The sequence below is a fragment of the Marinobacter sp. LV10R520-4 genome (genome assembly GCF_002563815.1).
GTDB lineage: Bacteria > Pseudomonadota > Gammaproteobacteria > Pseudomonadales > Oleiphilaceae > Marinobacter.
The window spans coordinates 2385787-2399055 of record NZ_PDJM01000001.1; the positions used below are offsets into that span (position 1 = coordinate 2385787).

The window sequence follows — 13269 nt, forward strand, 5'->3', positions numbered from 1 at the left end:
GTGGTCAGTTGGCAGCACAGCGGTTAAAAAGTGGCGACAGAAAATTGGGCGTTCTGTTTGTGGGGCTGTCCGGCGTAAGCAAGTTTTTGGCCTGCTAATCTGGCGTTCTGGTTCATTCGCCGCATCGTTTGCAGTGTTTTTGACACTGTGCATCTGCGGATCTTGGCATAAGGGCAGCAGCGGAATAGGCTATCATTTTGAGTGCCAAGAGTTGGGCTATCAGTTACACCCAGCTAACAAATCGCAGCAGTACGCGGCCTACGGCCGCCGGACGTCACTGTCGTGCCGCCGCTGTGCTCAGCGTTAGGCCTTTAAAGATAGGAGGGTTGAGATGCCACCACCATACCCAAATTGGAACCATGGAATAACGCCGAATACCAACTCTCGAGCGACTGCTAGCTCGTGGCGATATGTAAAAAATGCAACGGTCATAAAGGTCAGTGACTCAACGTATCGAAATTGTAATTTTATCAGCGATACATTTGAGCTAGTCAACCTCAAAATAGTCATGGTGCCCTAAGAATTGAAGCGCTCTGCTCTTGGTTTGGAGTGAAACCACCCACTACTCACCCAAACATAATAGTGATACCAGGGAAGTTCCAAATAGTACAAGGGTATACCGGTGCTGTGGTTGATAACATACAGGCCTAACAAATAAGGATAGGTCGCGCGCAGCCGCGACCTGATCCGGTGTTGGACGAGCCCGGTGCTTCTCTATTAAGGAAATATCATCGGCGAACTGAGAGGTGCTTTGGCCCTGGCATTGGGCGGTCATTTCCGTCAGGCCAGAGGTTCCCGTGACCCTCGGTGGAACCGATAGCCGATCTGTCCTGGTGGTGGTGTCATAGGGTGCTCTGATCCCTCCCTGTGAGGTGCATGTCGGACGGATGTAGGCCTATGCCAGACATCGTCGCCGGGTTGTCGGCACGGGCCACCGGCAGGGGCGCCGCCAAAGCGTGATGCCCATGGGCTCGCCACAACAGGGGCAAACGCGTTGTTTCCGGGGTTGGGTGACGATCCCGGGTAGCGCCACCTGCAAGCGCAACTGCAGCCGGTGTAAGGTTTTGCGGGCACCGCCGTGCAGGAACCCGTATTCCCGCACCCGTCGCAGCCCCTTGGGCAGGACGTGCTGCAGAACCCGCCAGAGGAACCGGCTCGCCGGTTCGGTCAGGGTCTGCCAGCGCCGGGTCTGGCTGTCCTGGTAGCGGAAGGTGACCTGCTCACCGTCGTAATCCACGATGTTCTGCTCCCGGAGCACACCACGATACAGATAGCGGGCCAGATAGGTCAGCGCCTGGTCGCCACGGCCGACCTGCTCGCACTGGGCGACCCAGTGCCCGGGAATCGATTCCGGCAAGGTAAAGCCTTGCTCGCGCATCCGGGTGAGGAATTTGGCGCGGAACACGGTGGCCAGGGCCCGGCCGTTGAACAGGTATCGCCCGGCCCGGGCGTGCCAGTGATGGCCCGTCAGCCCGCCCCCAGGGACCACGATGTGGACATGGGGGTGGAAAGCCAGGCGCCGGGAGTGGGTGTGCAACACCCCGACCAGCCCGAGCTGGCTCCCCAGGCGTGTATCGTTACGGGCGAACTGGGCGAGGACCTCCCGGGCGACCTGGAACAGGGTGTGGCAGGTCCACCGGAGGTGGTGCCAGGCAAAGCCCCGCAACTGGGCCGGGAGGGTGAAGGTCACCAGGAAATAGTCCACCGGCAACAACTTCTGCCGCTGCCGGTCCAGCCATTGGCGGTTGGTGCCGTGCTGACAGGCCGGGCAACTGCGATGGCCGCAGGACGGGTACGCCTGTTGCACCTGCTGACAGGCGCGACAGTGATAGCGGACCTCGCCACAGGCGGGTGTGTGGCAGGCCAGGATCGACTGCAGGGCGGCGTGATGCTCCGGTCGCAGTCGCGCCCCGACGAACTGCTGCAGGCTGGCCTCATGATCGCGCAGAATCTGCGCCAGGGTGATCATTGGGTCACCCAGTCAACTTGCAGCCGCTCCACCAGGGCATTGATCATCAGGGCACTGTTCTGCTGGGCCTCATGGGTCATCCGGGTGTAGCGGGCGGTGGTTACCGGGCTGGCGTGGCCGAGCAGAGTCTGAATCGAGCGCAGGTTCACCCCATTTTCCAGCAGATGGGTGGCAAAGCTGTGGCGCAGGGAGTGAATGTGAACATGCTTGCGGATACCGCAGTCCAGGGCGACCTGCTTGATGGCCTTCTGCACCCCACCCCGGGCCATCACCCGGGGCTTGCCGGAGGTGGCAACCGACGCATACGGCGGGTGCCACCCGGGAAACAGCAGGTCTGGATGACGGTGAGTGGCCCAATAGCGCCGCAAGGCCTTGAGTGTCATCAGCGGTAAAGGCACGAAGCGATCCTTCTTGCCCTTGCCACAGCGCACATGCACCCGCATCAGGTGACTGTCGACATCGGCGATGGTCAGGTTCAGGGACTCGCTCAGTCGCAGGCCCAGACTGTAGGTGGTGAGGAAATAGACCTGATAACTGAGTTTGCGTGTGCGACTGATCAGGCGCTCGACCTCCTTCAGGGAGAGCACGTCCTGCAGGGTCTGAACCTTGGGGGCCTTGACGATAGGGACGTATTCCCAGGGCTTGCCCAGTACATACTGATAGAAACTCTGCAACGCATTGCGGGCAATCTTGACCAGACTCCAGGACCGATGCTCGACCAGATGCATGAAATACTGCTGGAGCTGATCGGTGCTAAGCTGATCGGGACAGGTCTCGAAATAGTCGCAGACCTGTCGCAGGCAACGGGTGTACAGATCGATGGTCTTGGGGCTTTTGCCGCGCAGGGTGAGTTCGGTGAGGTAGCGTTGGTGCAGAGCTTGAAAACGAGCGTGTTCGTTAGCGTTCATCACACTTCTCCTGACAGGCCCTCCGAAATGGAAGGGGTCAGAGAAGTACAGTCGAATTTGGCCTCTGCCGCGTAGCGGCTTCGTTCAACAAGTCACGGAAGACGGACGCGTGAGACGCGCCGCTTCGTTCAGCGTTAGCTGGATTGGTGTGGTGCCTTTTTGGTGGCTTGGTGCCAGTGGCCTTGGCCCCAGGTTCGTAGCAAAACCGGTAACTTTCAACTACGCCAAGGCCGTCTGAGTCCGTGGTCAGTTTGGTAGTTCAATCGTTCACCGGCATTGCCATAAAATTTGGTGTTCGCCGTGTGGGGCCGTCCACGCAAACTTGGGCCTGCGCCTGGTAATCTGGCGTTCAGGTTCATTCGCCGCATCGGCTGCGGTGCTTTTTGACACTGTGCATCGGCGGATTTTGGTGCAAGAGCAGCAGCGGAGTAGGCTATCACTTTGAGTGCCAGGGGCTGGGTTATCAGTTACACCCAGCTAACAAATCGCAGCAGTGCGCGGCCTACGGCCGCCGGACGTCACTGACGTGCCGCCGCTGTGCTCAGCGTTAGGTTTTTCTCGACTGGGAGGTCAAATGTTAAAATTCAGGATTGTATCTTTAATTGCATTTACGATTTTAAGTAATAATGTACTTGGAAATGAATGGGCTTATTCAAATAAGGTTGATGAATTTGCTGATACATCTATACACACAGCACTTGTGAGTTCTCATGATAATAAGGGCATTGCGGTAGTTAAATGTAATGAGAAAGAAAATTTGGAATTGTACTTCTCTGTAGGTGAGTTTATTGGTTCTGAAGATAACTACCCCGTTCGCTATAGAATTGATAAAAATGCTCCAGAATCCAGTAAATGGGGGGTATCAACCAAAGGTACTGCTAGCTTCGTTAGTAACCAAGATAAAGTCCATTTGGCAAGAATGCTAATGTCAGGTAATCAATTTTTGCTAGAGCTAACAGATTTCAGAGGCACTCCTCATAAGTCGAAGTATTCACTAACTGGTAGTAAAGAGACTATCGGTAAAGTTCTAGATGCATGTGCTATCGCTAGAATTGAAACAAAAGTGGAAGGAGTTGATTCTTCTGTCAAAAAACAAATCTCAATGTGGGGGCCGAAAAACACTCAATGTACAAAAGGCATGCTTTTATCACTTGGTTATCCTATTTCAGATAAGAGTTCCTCAAAAACACCTGATGTTTATAAGGCTTTACAACAATATATGGACGACAAATATGCAATATGTGGTACTGATAAAGTCAGCATAACTGATAAAATCTATGCCTGTAAGCAAAAAGATCGTTTCTTAAATGGCGTATATGGAGATGCGGTTAAAGTCGATAAGTCATTTAAAGAACGATGTGGTTCTCTCTATATGGGGGATTAAAAACCTAACAAGGGTTTTCAAGTCGGACAAATTACAGTTGGCTTTTTGTTCGTGCCTCACTTATTTTAGCCAACTGCAATTTGCCGCTTAAAACGGCGTTGAGGCTGTAGAAAAAGGTCAAAGGCTTTTTTCGGCCTTGAATCGATCAATAATTAAGCTAAAAATAGCACCTATTCTTAAAATCTGGAGCACTCCCTTATCGTTGAAGGCAGACCTAGATTTTACGTAGGAACGTTATCACAAAAGGGCTCGAGGGTTTTACTACAGCCTTGTATGCATCCAGATTAGTCATGAATAGGACGAGTAAGCTAGATGAAAGATTTAATTGAGAAGCTTTCTTCATACAACATCTTTAACTATCTCTTGCCGGGAGTAGTATTTGTTGCAATATCCAAATCGTTAACGAAGTATAACTTTGTTCAAGAGGATATTGTTATCGGTGTCTTCTTTTATTATTTCATTGGGTTAGTGATTAGCAGGATCGGTTCTATTGTAATTGAGCCGATCCTTAAGTGGGTTAAATTCGTTAATTTTTCGGAATATAGAGACTATATTGAAGCGTCTAATAAAGACAAACTTATAGAGGTTCTTTCAGAGGCAAACAATATGTATAGAACTTTCTTATCATTATTTCTATCTTTGTCTCTTTTAAAGATATTTGAAGTTTTTTCTGAGCGCTTTCAATTATTAAATAATCTTTCGTCAGGAATAGCGATTGCAGGGTTGCTACTTTTATTTGCTTTCTCATATAAAAAACAAACTGCTTACATAACTAAACGCGTAGCTAGCGCAAAAGACAAGGAATAAATTATGTCTGATTTTTTCGAAATAGATTTCTTAGACGTTGAATCCAAAAAAAGCGGAGATGCAATACCTCTCCGTTATTCAATCGGCGGAGTTACCAGAATCCATGTAACCGATGGGGGGTTTCAAGCTACAGGTGACTTGGTAGTCAAGCATATAAATAAATATTACGGGGCTCCAAAATATATAGATGCTGTAATCGTAACGCACCCTGACGGCGATCACGCGGGTGGACTTAGAAAGCTGTTTGATGAGTACGAGATTGGTGAATTATGGATGCTGTGCCCTTGGTTATATGCTGACGAGCTTATTGATCGATTCAGCCGCTTCACATCTTCAGCTAATCTAGCGAAAAGGTTAAAAGAGATATATCCAAACTTAGCAGTTCTAGAAGAACTCGCACAAGAACATGGGGTAAAAATATCAGAGCCATTTCAGGGTGCAAAGATAGGAGAGTTTAATGTTATGGCTCCATCTAAAACGAGATACTTAGATCTTGTTGTAGAATCGGAAAAAACTCCCGAAGCAACAAAGGTAGAGGAACAAACTTTGGCCGAAGCTGCCGGAACGTTTATTAAAAAAGCTATTGATTTAATCAAGTCGGCGTGGGGGGAAGAGTATTTTCCAGAGGACGATACAAGCCCTGTAAACAACATGAGCGTGATTCAGTATGCTTGCCTATGTGATAAGAAGGTCTTACTAACTGGTGACGCAGGTAGGGCAGCTCTTGATGAGGCGGCAGATTTTGCTCCAAATGTTGGATTGCAACTTCCAGGGATTGATCAAATACAAGTTCCTCACCATGGTTCTAGGCACAATGTATCAACAGAGGTATTGGATAGGTGGCTTGGTACTAAACATGATGCACAGCCTGATTCGGGGAGCTTTACCGCAATCGTTAGTGCCGCAGATGAAGATAAAGATCACCCGCGAAAGTCTGTTGTTCGCGCCTTCATTCATAGAGGAGCAAAAGTAATTTCTACGGAAGGAAGTCACAAGCGAACTGGTCACAACGCACCAGAACGTGAAAATTGGGTGGCTGTCACTCCCCTACCATATCCTCAAGATCAAGAAGATTGATTTGCAGCAATGCCTAACGAATAAGGATAAGTCGCGCTTGCCGCGACTTATTCGGTTGTTGAACGAGCCCGGTCGGCCTCGACACTCTCTATATAGCAAATATCTAAAATGAACTTGAGGGGAATAGCGACGTTATGAAACGCCGCTATTTCTTTCAAGACCCTATGGACAGGCATGCCAGGTCGCGGGGTCAGGTCTTGCGTTTTGCTTCTGCCTTGCTCTTTCGTTGTAATCATTCCATTCTGGTACGTCTCAATTTAGAACTACGGAAGAAGTCAAGGAATGGCCAGACCGCTGCGACTGGAATTTGCCGGTGCGTTGTACCGGAACGTGTCAACCTTTTTTGAACCAACTCTTCACTAATTAAATTGCTTTCAGTATGGCTCTTTGCAGTGTCGGGAAGTTTACTCCTTGTTCGGCGATAGATGGTTCAGCATCGTCCGGTATTGGGTTAATAGTCACCTCTTGTGGTGGCAGTTTGACGAGAGGTCGTCCCTGGCTGAACCGTTCTGGATGCGCGGCAAAGGCTTCATTCAGAGCCCCTTGACGTACTCGGGCAATGTCTACGTATTGGCCTGTAAACACCTGTGCTGGCGTAAATCCTTCAAGACTGCTGTGGTGGTGCACGTGGTTGTACCACTCCACGTAATCGTTACACCAGCGCATGGCGTGATCATAATGATCAAAACGTCGCGGGTAATCTGGCTGGTACTTGAGTGTTTTAAATTGTGCTTCACTCATTGGGTTATCATTGCTCACGCGAGGCCGACTGTGACTGGCGGTGATGGCCAGCTCGGAGAGCAAGTCCAGGTAACAGTGGGCGGTCATGGGCGCACCACGGTCTTGGTGCAGCGTGAGATTTCCAGGCACGATGTCGTAGCGCTGAGCGGCTTCGTCTATCAGTTGTGATGACAGGGCGCTATTTTCCTTGCGGGACAGCATCCAGGCGACAATATAGCGACTGAACAAGTCCATAACCACGTACAGCGACAGGTACTCACCGCGCTTGCGCGTTGGTAATTTAGCAATGTCCCACGTCCAGACCTGATTGGGCGCTGTTGCCAATAAACGCGGCATCGGATTCGATTGTGGTGCGCGCTGGGCGCGTCGTTCGCCCTGCAAAAGACCACTATGGACAGGCACAACATAGCCTGGGCACAACATAGCCTGGGCACAACATAGCCTGACCTGATATAAAAAGCCCGGAGGTTCTGCATTCGGGGCTTTGCTTTTTCTGACGCGGGTATTCCGGGTTTATTTCCAAGCGTGTGTGTGAAAAATGAACAATCTTGTCCAGTAGCGCTGTGTACCAGGCACGCCAAAACTCCGGCAAATCTGCCAGATTAGAAAGTGTTACTCAGAGGGGAGGGAAGCGCTCAGGCTGCCTGTCGTCGGCGGCTCTGTCGGTAATCCTGATAGGTATCCTCAAACCTAGTGGCCCTTTCGCACCATCGGTCAGGATCAAGGTTCAACCGCTCCAAAATCGGCAAAGCCTTCTAATCAATGGTCCCACGCTTGTTGTCCCGGCTAATCCGGCCGGTGCAGTCGACCAATTCCAGGTAATCTTCAAAACTGAACAGGATGCCGTGCTGGAAGCCGTTGCGGATGACGCCTTCAAAGCCCAACAGTGGTTTCAGGGGCACTGCAAATTCGTTCAGCGCCTGTTGCTGGGTCTGGCGGCGAATGGCTTCGGCCAGATCGAACTGCGGAGCAATGCGCTCTTTGATGCTGGTGTGGTTTGACTGCTCTGGAGTCTCTGCCATCGCAGCACGAACCGGATTCAGATCCACATAGGCCATGCAGGAGAGCAGGGCTTCTTCGGTATCCAGGGGCTGGGACTTGAAACGACTTTCCCAGAAATGTCCGGTGCACTGGTCTTCCCGGTTCGCTTGCCACGCAATCGGTTGATTCAGACACTTCATAAACCAGCTCAAGTCCCCGAGCCGAGCCCGAAAGCGGTCCGCATATTCGTCCACCCGCCGCAACTCTGCCGGGCAGAGATTGTCGCCGCGGAGGTAACGTTGAACGAGAGGCGGCCCCTTATGCAGGCTGCACCACCGCGCTAGCACCTCATCATTGCTCCAACAGTCTACTTCTGCCGGGCTGAGTTTCACCACCAGGTGATAATGGTTCGACATAACCGCATAGGCCGCTACATCCAGCGAAAACACAGAGGCCAGCAGGCGAATCCGCTGTTCAATCCAGCCACGCCGGTGTTCGTAAGAGCGCCCGGTAGCCCGGTCTTTGCCACACAGGAATGCGCGCCGTACGCAGCGTGAAATGACATGGTAGAAGGGGGTGTCGGCAATGCTGATCTGCTCGCTGCGTGGCCTGGGCATAATGACTCCTTGTCGTTTTCTGTCCCTGTAAGGTTTATCACAAAAGGCTGTATAAATGTGCAGCTTTTTATCACAATGTGTAGAGTGCCTGTCCTTCGTGCTTCGTGTTTATGGTTTTTCATAGATTCGGGCATGAGGCAGACAGGGTCTATCTTGCCGGATTCTGGATCGCTACGCTTGCGTTGACGTCCGTGGGGATTGGGCTTGGTTCTCTGATGTCGGCGAGGATAGCCGGGTTGGTCGAGCGTTGGGGAGTATTGCGGTTGCTGCAGGGGCAGTTTTGCCGCTGGTTAGTGAATTCGAGAGATCGCAATGGTCTGATGCTCAGGAGTTGCATAGGGAGCTGTGCAGCCTTTTTATTTTTTTTTGGGGGGGGGGTAAATTTTTAATTGAATTACATAGGCATAGAGGATGAATTGGTCTAGGGTTTGTTTGGTGGTGAAGTCACTTGAGCATAATCCAAAAAAAGATCAGGCTTTGCTCAATTGATTGGAGACCTTCGGTTGACTGTTGTTCACCGGTACAACATCTATACGATGTTAGAAATTAGTGCTACATCGTAAGAATGTTTGGATAGAGTTTTCTTGCCAGTTTGGAGCTATTCATGAAATGGAAAGATATTGTAGGAGACGTAGGTAGTAATCAATATAATAAACGCATCGCATCTTTGAAAGAAAAAGGCCTTTACACCGATTCAATAGAGAACACAGTTGACAAAACAATAGAAAACATTAAATCTGGTAATGGGCGTTCATTTGTAATTTTTGGTGAACCTCAAAGCGGAAAAACTGAAATGATGATCGCTTTGAATGCTCGTCTATTAGATGAAGGTAATGGAATCATAATAAATCTTTTGACAGATAGTATTGATCTTTTGGGCCAAAGCCTTGATCGTTTTCGTGAATCTGGGTTGAGTCCATCGCCGAAACAATTTTCTGATCTGCCAAGCGAAAGAAACGACTTGAAAGGAAAGAAGTGGTTAATCTTTTCTAAAAAGAATGCGAGAGATCTTGAAAAGCTTATAGACTTAATAAGCTATGAAAAAAACGTCGTTGTAATTGACGATGAAGCTGACTATGCTTCGCCTAATGCTAAGGTGAACAAAGATGAGAAAACAAAGATTAATCAGTTGATATGCAAGCTGATTGGCAATCACGGCCAATATATCGGGGTAACTGCAACCCCAGCACGATTGAATCTGAACAATACCTTTAAAAACGAGTCTGAACTTTGGGTCGACTTTCCGCCCCATCCAAAATATGTCGGCCAAGAATTTTTCTTCCCGGAGTCAGGAAAAGTTGATTATAGATTGCATACTTTTCATGCGGATGAGGGCTCAGAAAGGGTTGAGCTGCAATCTGCAGTTCTTCATTTTTTATGCGGTGTGGCAGAACAGCATGAACAAGGAAATGAAGAAAATTTCACAATGCTGATACATACCAGTGGGAAAAAGGACGAGCACCAAGATGACGTCCAGGTTATCCAAAAGACCCTGGCAACGTTATCAAATGGAACTGATCTCAATTTTTCAGCAATGACAACGAAGCTTGAGAACATCGCGAGGGAATATGCGGTCAATGACTCCGATTCCTTAGTCGAGTTTGTGATGCGTAATATTAACAGGCATATGATTGTGGAGATCAATTCTAGGGGCGCATCTGGTGGCGTTTCAAAGATAGCTAAACCTACAAGCCTTTTTTCATTTGGTGCTGGCGGTAATATTATTTCACGAGGAGTTACATTTGATAACCTCCTTTCAATGTACTTCACGCGATCTGTTAAGGGGAAGTTCTCTCAAGACACTTATATCCAAAGGGCAAGAATGTTCGGAAGTAGAGAGAACTATAAGAATTGTTTTCAACTCTGGATTCCGGGGTTGTTGCTTGGCAATTGGAGTAAATGTTTTTCATTCCACAAGTTAGCTATACAGGCTATGAGGAGCAAGAGTGGAGCGCCAGTTTGGCTAGCAGATCACAAGACTACCCCCACATCGGCTGCATCAATCGACAAATCCACGGTTGATTTCGAGGGCGGTGAGATGTCTTTTGCTCTTTTTGATTTCAGCAAAAAAAGGCACGAAACTCTCTTCCTAAGAGACAAATATTCTGATTTAGAGATGCTTGAGAAACTGAGGAGAGATTTCTCCAAAGATGAGTTTCCTGAATACCTATATCGTTATCTTAAGCAGCAGATTACTTATAATCCTGATTGTAGGTTGTCATTTCATAAGCCCAGTAAATTCGGCACTGGAAGTGGCGCCTACGACGACGAAGAAAAGAAAACAATACGTCGTAAGAAAGGCATTTTTTCAAACAATGAGTTTTCGAGAAGCGAGAGACCTGAAGCTCTGCATCATCTGAAGATTTTTAACAATGAATACGGCAATGCTAGACTTTTTTATAAAATAAATGGTAGCGCTATAAAATTTATGCAGAATAGAAAATGATAAAAGATTTTAGCCGGTATCATGGGGCAGCGATTATCCAGTTACTAGAAGTTGTTGGTGGTAATTTCAAAATTCGCTCCCATAGCAGCGTAGGATTCTATATAATTGACGATGCGTTTCCTGTCTTCATTAAATATTCAACGAGTCGAAAAGGGCCTTGGGTTTTTAACTTTGCATGTGCTCATCAAGTTGTTGAAAAGGAACTTTTTGAAGAGTTTGGTGGATGCTTAACGGCCTTTGTTTGTGGCAAAGATGGAATAGCGGCCATCCCACATGCAGACCTAAAGCAGTTGCTTGACGAGGATTTTGATGTTCAGGAGTCAGTAATTATTAAGAGAAGACACCAACAGATGTATCAGGTTCGGGGCAGGAACGGCTCACTTGATAGAAAAGTTTCGCGGTCAAGTTTGTCCGATGCGTTTCTCAATTTTCGTCAATAAAGTAAGTTGGTATCAACATGATCCATGTACATCCTTTCCCAGCGCGGATGGCTCCAGAGATTGCACTCTCGAAAATTCAGGCCCTCCCAGAAGGTACCACCGTCCTGGACCCAATGGCGGGGTCTGGCATGGTGTTATCGCAGGCTGCGAGAAATGGATTGAAATCTTTCGGTTATGATTTGGACCCACTTGCACACCTGATTTCTAGAGTAGGTGCTACCAAGGTGAATGAAGAGGAAGTCCTTGAGGCGAGTTTTGCACTAACATCAAGATGTCATACTAGCGCTAATAGGGGGGAAGAAGTAGAGCTTCCATGGATAGATCAGGACTCTGAGACCTCTAAGTTCATAGAGTTTTGGTTTTTTCAAAAGCAGAGAAAGCAACTTCGTATTTTAGCTCACTTTCTGATTGAACAGCCGTTTATCGAAAATTCAATCGTAATTGATGTGCTTAAAGTTGCCGTTTCGCGCTTAATTATCACCAAGGAGCCAAAGGCATCGCTCGCTAGAGATACGGCTCATAGTCGTCCGCACCGGACTATCATAGAAAATGAATTCGATATTTTTGACGAGTTACCCAGGTCAGTAAAGCATGTGCTCAAAGCGCTAAATAGTCCTGGAATTGTTGTGAACGCAGAGAGCCAATTAGGTGACGCGAGAAGGATGAATGGCGTAGAAAATTCTTCCATTGATATAGTTATCACTTCTCCTCCATATTTGAATGCGATCGACTATATGCGCGGCCATAGGTTGTCGCTAGTTTGGTTTGGTTATCGGATCAAGGATCTTAGGTGTATTAGGGGCGAGTCGATCGGAGCTGAAAGCGCTTCACACATTGATATTGAAGAGCCCTTTTGGGATGTGATTTATAAATATAATCTTGAAGGACTTCATATCCGGACGTTAAAGATGTTGAACCGATATTTTGTAGATCTTCGGTCCCAAATGATGGAGACACACCGAGTTCTCCGGAATGGTGGTGAAGCATCATACGTCATAGGAAACTCGAATGTAAGAGGGAAATATGTTCCCAACAACAAATTTCTGCTTTTAGCTGCTGAGATTGCGGGTTTAGAGGTGAATTCCGAAAGTGTTCGCGACCTTCCAGACAACCGACGGTATTTACCGTTTAGTCGGGAATCTAATAGTGCACTATCTGCTCGCATGAGAACGGAGCATATAATTGAATTTAGAAAATAACAGGCACAATACGAAAATCGTAGCACGTCTATTTTTTTGATGATTTTCCGACCTTAAACTGCCGCCAGCTGGGGGTTGGCGTCGCCAAAGGCACCCGAAATCCAGTTCATATAGCCTTTGAAAAAAACAGTGCCGGGTCAGGTCTCGCGTTTTCCAATAGCCTTAATGGACAGGCACAACATAGCCTGACCTGATCTAAAAAGCCCGGAGGTTCAGCCCTCAGGGCTTTACTCTTTCTGGCGCGTGTATTTCGGGTTTATTTCCAAGCGTGTGTGTGAAAAATGAACAATCTTGTCCGGTAGCGCTGTGTGCCAGGCACGCCAAACCGCCGGCCAGTCTGCCAGATTGGGAAGTGTTACTCAGAGGGGAGGCGTGCTTAGGCTGCCTGTTGTCGTCGGCGCTGTCGGTAATCCTGATAGGTGTCCTCAAACCGCGTGGCCCGTTCGCACCATCGGTCAGGATCAAGGTTCAGCCGCTCCAGAATTGGCAAGGCCTTCTCGTTAATGGCCCCACGCTTGTCATCCCGGCTAATCCGGCCGGTGAAGTCGACCAGTTCCAGGTAATCTTCAAAACTGAACAGGATGCCTTGTTGTAAGCCTTTGCGGATGACGCCTTCAAAGCCCAGCAGCGGTTTCAAAGAAGCCTTAATGGACAGGCACAACATAGCCTGACCTGATCTAAAAAGCCCGGAGGTTCAGCC

Annotated in this window: 11 protein-coding genes; 6 read left to right on the top strand and 5 right to left on the bottom strand. The window is 48.5% G+C overall.

Annotated elements, in window-relative coordinates:
• Positions 1-895: 895 nt before the first annotated feature.
• Positions 896-1969: a transposase gene (locus tag ATG98_RS11480; protein ID WP_098423121.1), complete on the bottom strand. Its 1074-nt coding sequence runs from the start codon at positions 1967-1969 to the stop codon at positions 896-898.
• Entirely contained in the window at positions 1966-2877 is a 912-nt protein-coding gene (locus ATG98_RS11485; RefSeq protein WP_007350691.1) for a tyrosine-type recombinase/integrase, read from the bottom strand. Before ATG98_RS11485 ends, ATG98_RS11480 begins: the two co-directional genes overlap by 4 nt.
• 574 nt (positions 2878-3451) lie before the next feature.
• On the opposite strand from ATG98_RS11485, the gene ATG98_RS11495 reads away from it, so the two are divergent.
• From ATG98_RS11495 to ATG98_RS11505, 3 genes are all read left to right on the top strand, one after another.
• The gene (locus ATG98_RS11495; RefSeq protein ID WP_098423123.1) at positions 3452-4261 is read left to right on the top strand and encodes a hypothetical protein; all 810 of its coding nucleotides are present in this window, start codon (positions 3452-3454) and stop codon (positions 4259-4261) included.
• Positions 4262-4573: 312 nt separating this feature from the next.
• Positions 4574-5068 carry a hypothetical protein gene (locus ATG98_RS11500; RefSeq protein ID WP_098423125.1) on the top strand — a complete coding sequence of 165 codons (495 nt, stop codon included), beginning with the start codon at positions 4574-4576 and terminating at the stop codon, positions 5066-5068.
• A 3-nt stretch (positions 5069-5071) separates the two neighbouring features.
• Positions 5072-6145 (top strand): ComEC/Rec2 family competence protein, encoded by a 1074-nt coding sequence (locus tag ATG98_RS11505; RefSeq protein WP_098423127.1) that lies wholly within the window; start codon positions 5072-5074, stop codon positions 6143-6145.
• A gap of 363 nt (positions 6146-6508) precedes the next feature.
• Here ATG98_RS11505 and ATG98_RS11515 read toward each other — a convergent pair whose 3' ends face one another.
• On the bottom strand, positions 6509-7288 hold the full coding sequence (locus ATG98_RS11515) for a DDE-type integrase/transposase/recombinase (protein ID WP_179888130.1): 780 nt from the start codon (positions 7286-7288) through the stop codon (positions 6509-6511).
• 353 nt (positions 7289-7641) lie between these two features.
• Positions 7642-8484 (bottom strand): transposase, encoded by an 843-nt coding sequence (locus tag ATG98_RS11520; protein WP_228706098.1) that lies wholly within the window; start codon positions 8482-8484, stop codon positions 7642-7644.
• A 604-nt stretch (positions 8485-9088) separates the two neighbouring features.
• Between ATG98_RS11520 and ATG98_RS11525 the strand changes: the two genes are divergently transcribed.
• The 3 genes from ATG98_RS11525 to ATG98_RS11535 are packed head-to-tail and all read left to right on the top strand — an operon-like array spanning position 9089 to position 12569.
• A complete protein-coding gene (locus tag ATG98_RS11525; RefSeq protein WP_098423133.1) occupies positions 9089-10930 on the top strand; it encodes a Z1 domain-containing protein in 1842 nt (613 codons plus the stop codon).
• The gene (locus ATG98_RS11530; RefSeq protein WP_098423135.1) at positions 10927-11370 is read left to right on the top strand and encodes a hypothetical protein; all 444 of its coding nucleotides are present in this window, start codon (positions 10927-10929) and stop codon (positions 11368-11370) included. The genes ATG98_RS11525 and ATG98_RS11530 overlap by 4 nt, the downstream gene beginning before the upstream one ends.
• 17 nt (positions 11371-11387) lie before the next feature.
• Complete coding sequence (locus tag ATG98_RS11535; RefSeq protein ID WP_098423137.1) at positions 11388-12569, top strand: hypothetical protein; 1182 nt, start codon at positions 11388-11390, stop codon at positions 12567-12569.
• Positions 12570-12945: 376 nt separating this feature from the next.
• Here ATG98_RS11535 and ATG98_RS11540 read toward each other — a convergent pair whose 3' ends face one another.
• Entirely contained in the window at positions 12946-13233 is a 288-nt protein-coding gene (locus tag ATG98_RS11540; RefSeq protein WP_228706099.1) for a hypothetical protein, read from the bottom strand.
• Positions 13234-13269: the final 36 nt, after the last annotated feature.

Excerpts from the sequence above, each read along its gene's own strand:
- ATG98_RS11480 (WP_098423121.1), bottom strand. The coding sequence starts at position 1,969 with ATGATCACCCTGGCGCAGATTCTGCGCGATCATGAGGCCAGCCTGCAG.
- ATG98_RS11485 (WP_007350691.1), bottom strand. The coding sequence starts at position 2,877 with ATGAACGCTAACGAACACGCTCGTTTTCAAGCTCTGCACCAACGCTAC.
- ATG98_RS11495 (WP_098423123.1), top strand. The coding sequence starts at position 3,452 with ATGTTAAAATTCAGGATTGTATCTTTAATTGCATTTACGATTTTAAGT.
- ATG98_RS11500 (WP_098423125.1), top strand. The coding sequence starts at position 4,574 with ATGAAAGATTTAATTGAGAAGCTTTCTTCATACAACATCTTTAACTAT.
- ATG98_RS11505 (WP_098423127.1), top strand. The coding sequence starts at position 5,072 with ATGTCTGATTTTTTCGAAATAGATTTCTTAGACGTTGAATCCAAAAAA.
- ATG98_RS11520 (WP_228706098.1), bottom strand. The coding sequence starts at position 8,484 with ATGCCCAGGCCACGCAGCGAGCAGATCAGCATTGCCGACACCCCCTTC.
- ATG98_RS11525 (WP_098423133.1), top strand. The coding sequence starts at position 9,089 with ATGAAATGGAAAGATATTGTAGGAGACGTAGGTAGTAATCAATATAAT.
- ATG98_RS11530 (WP_098423135.1), top strand. The coding sequence starts at position 10,927 with ATGATAAAAGATTTTAGCCGGTATCATGGGGCAGCGATTATCCAGTTA.
- ATG98_RS11535 (WP_098423137.1), top strand. The coding sequence starts at position 11,388 with ATGATCCATGTACATCCTTTCCCAGCGCGGATGGCTCCAGAGATTGCA.
- ATG98_RS11540 (WP_228706099.1), bottom strand. The coding sequence starts at position 13,233 with ATGTTGTGCCTGTCCATTAAGGCTTCTTTGAAACCGCTGCTGGGCTTT.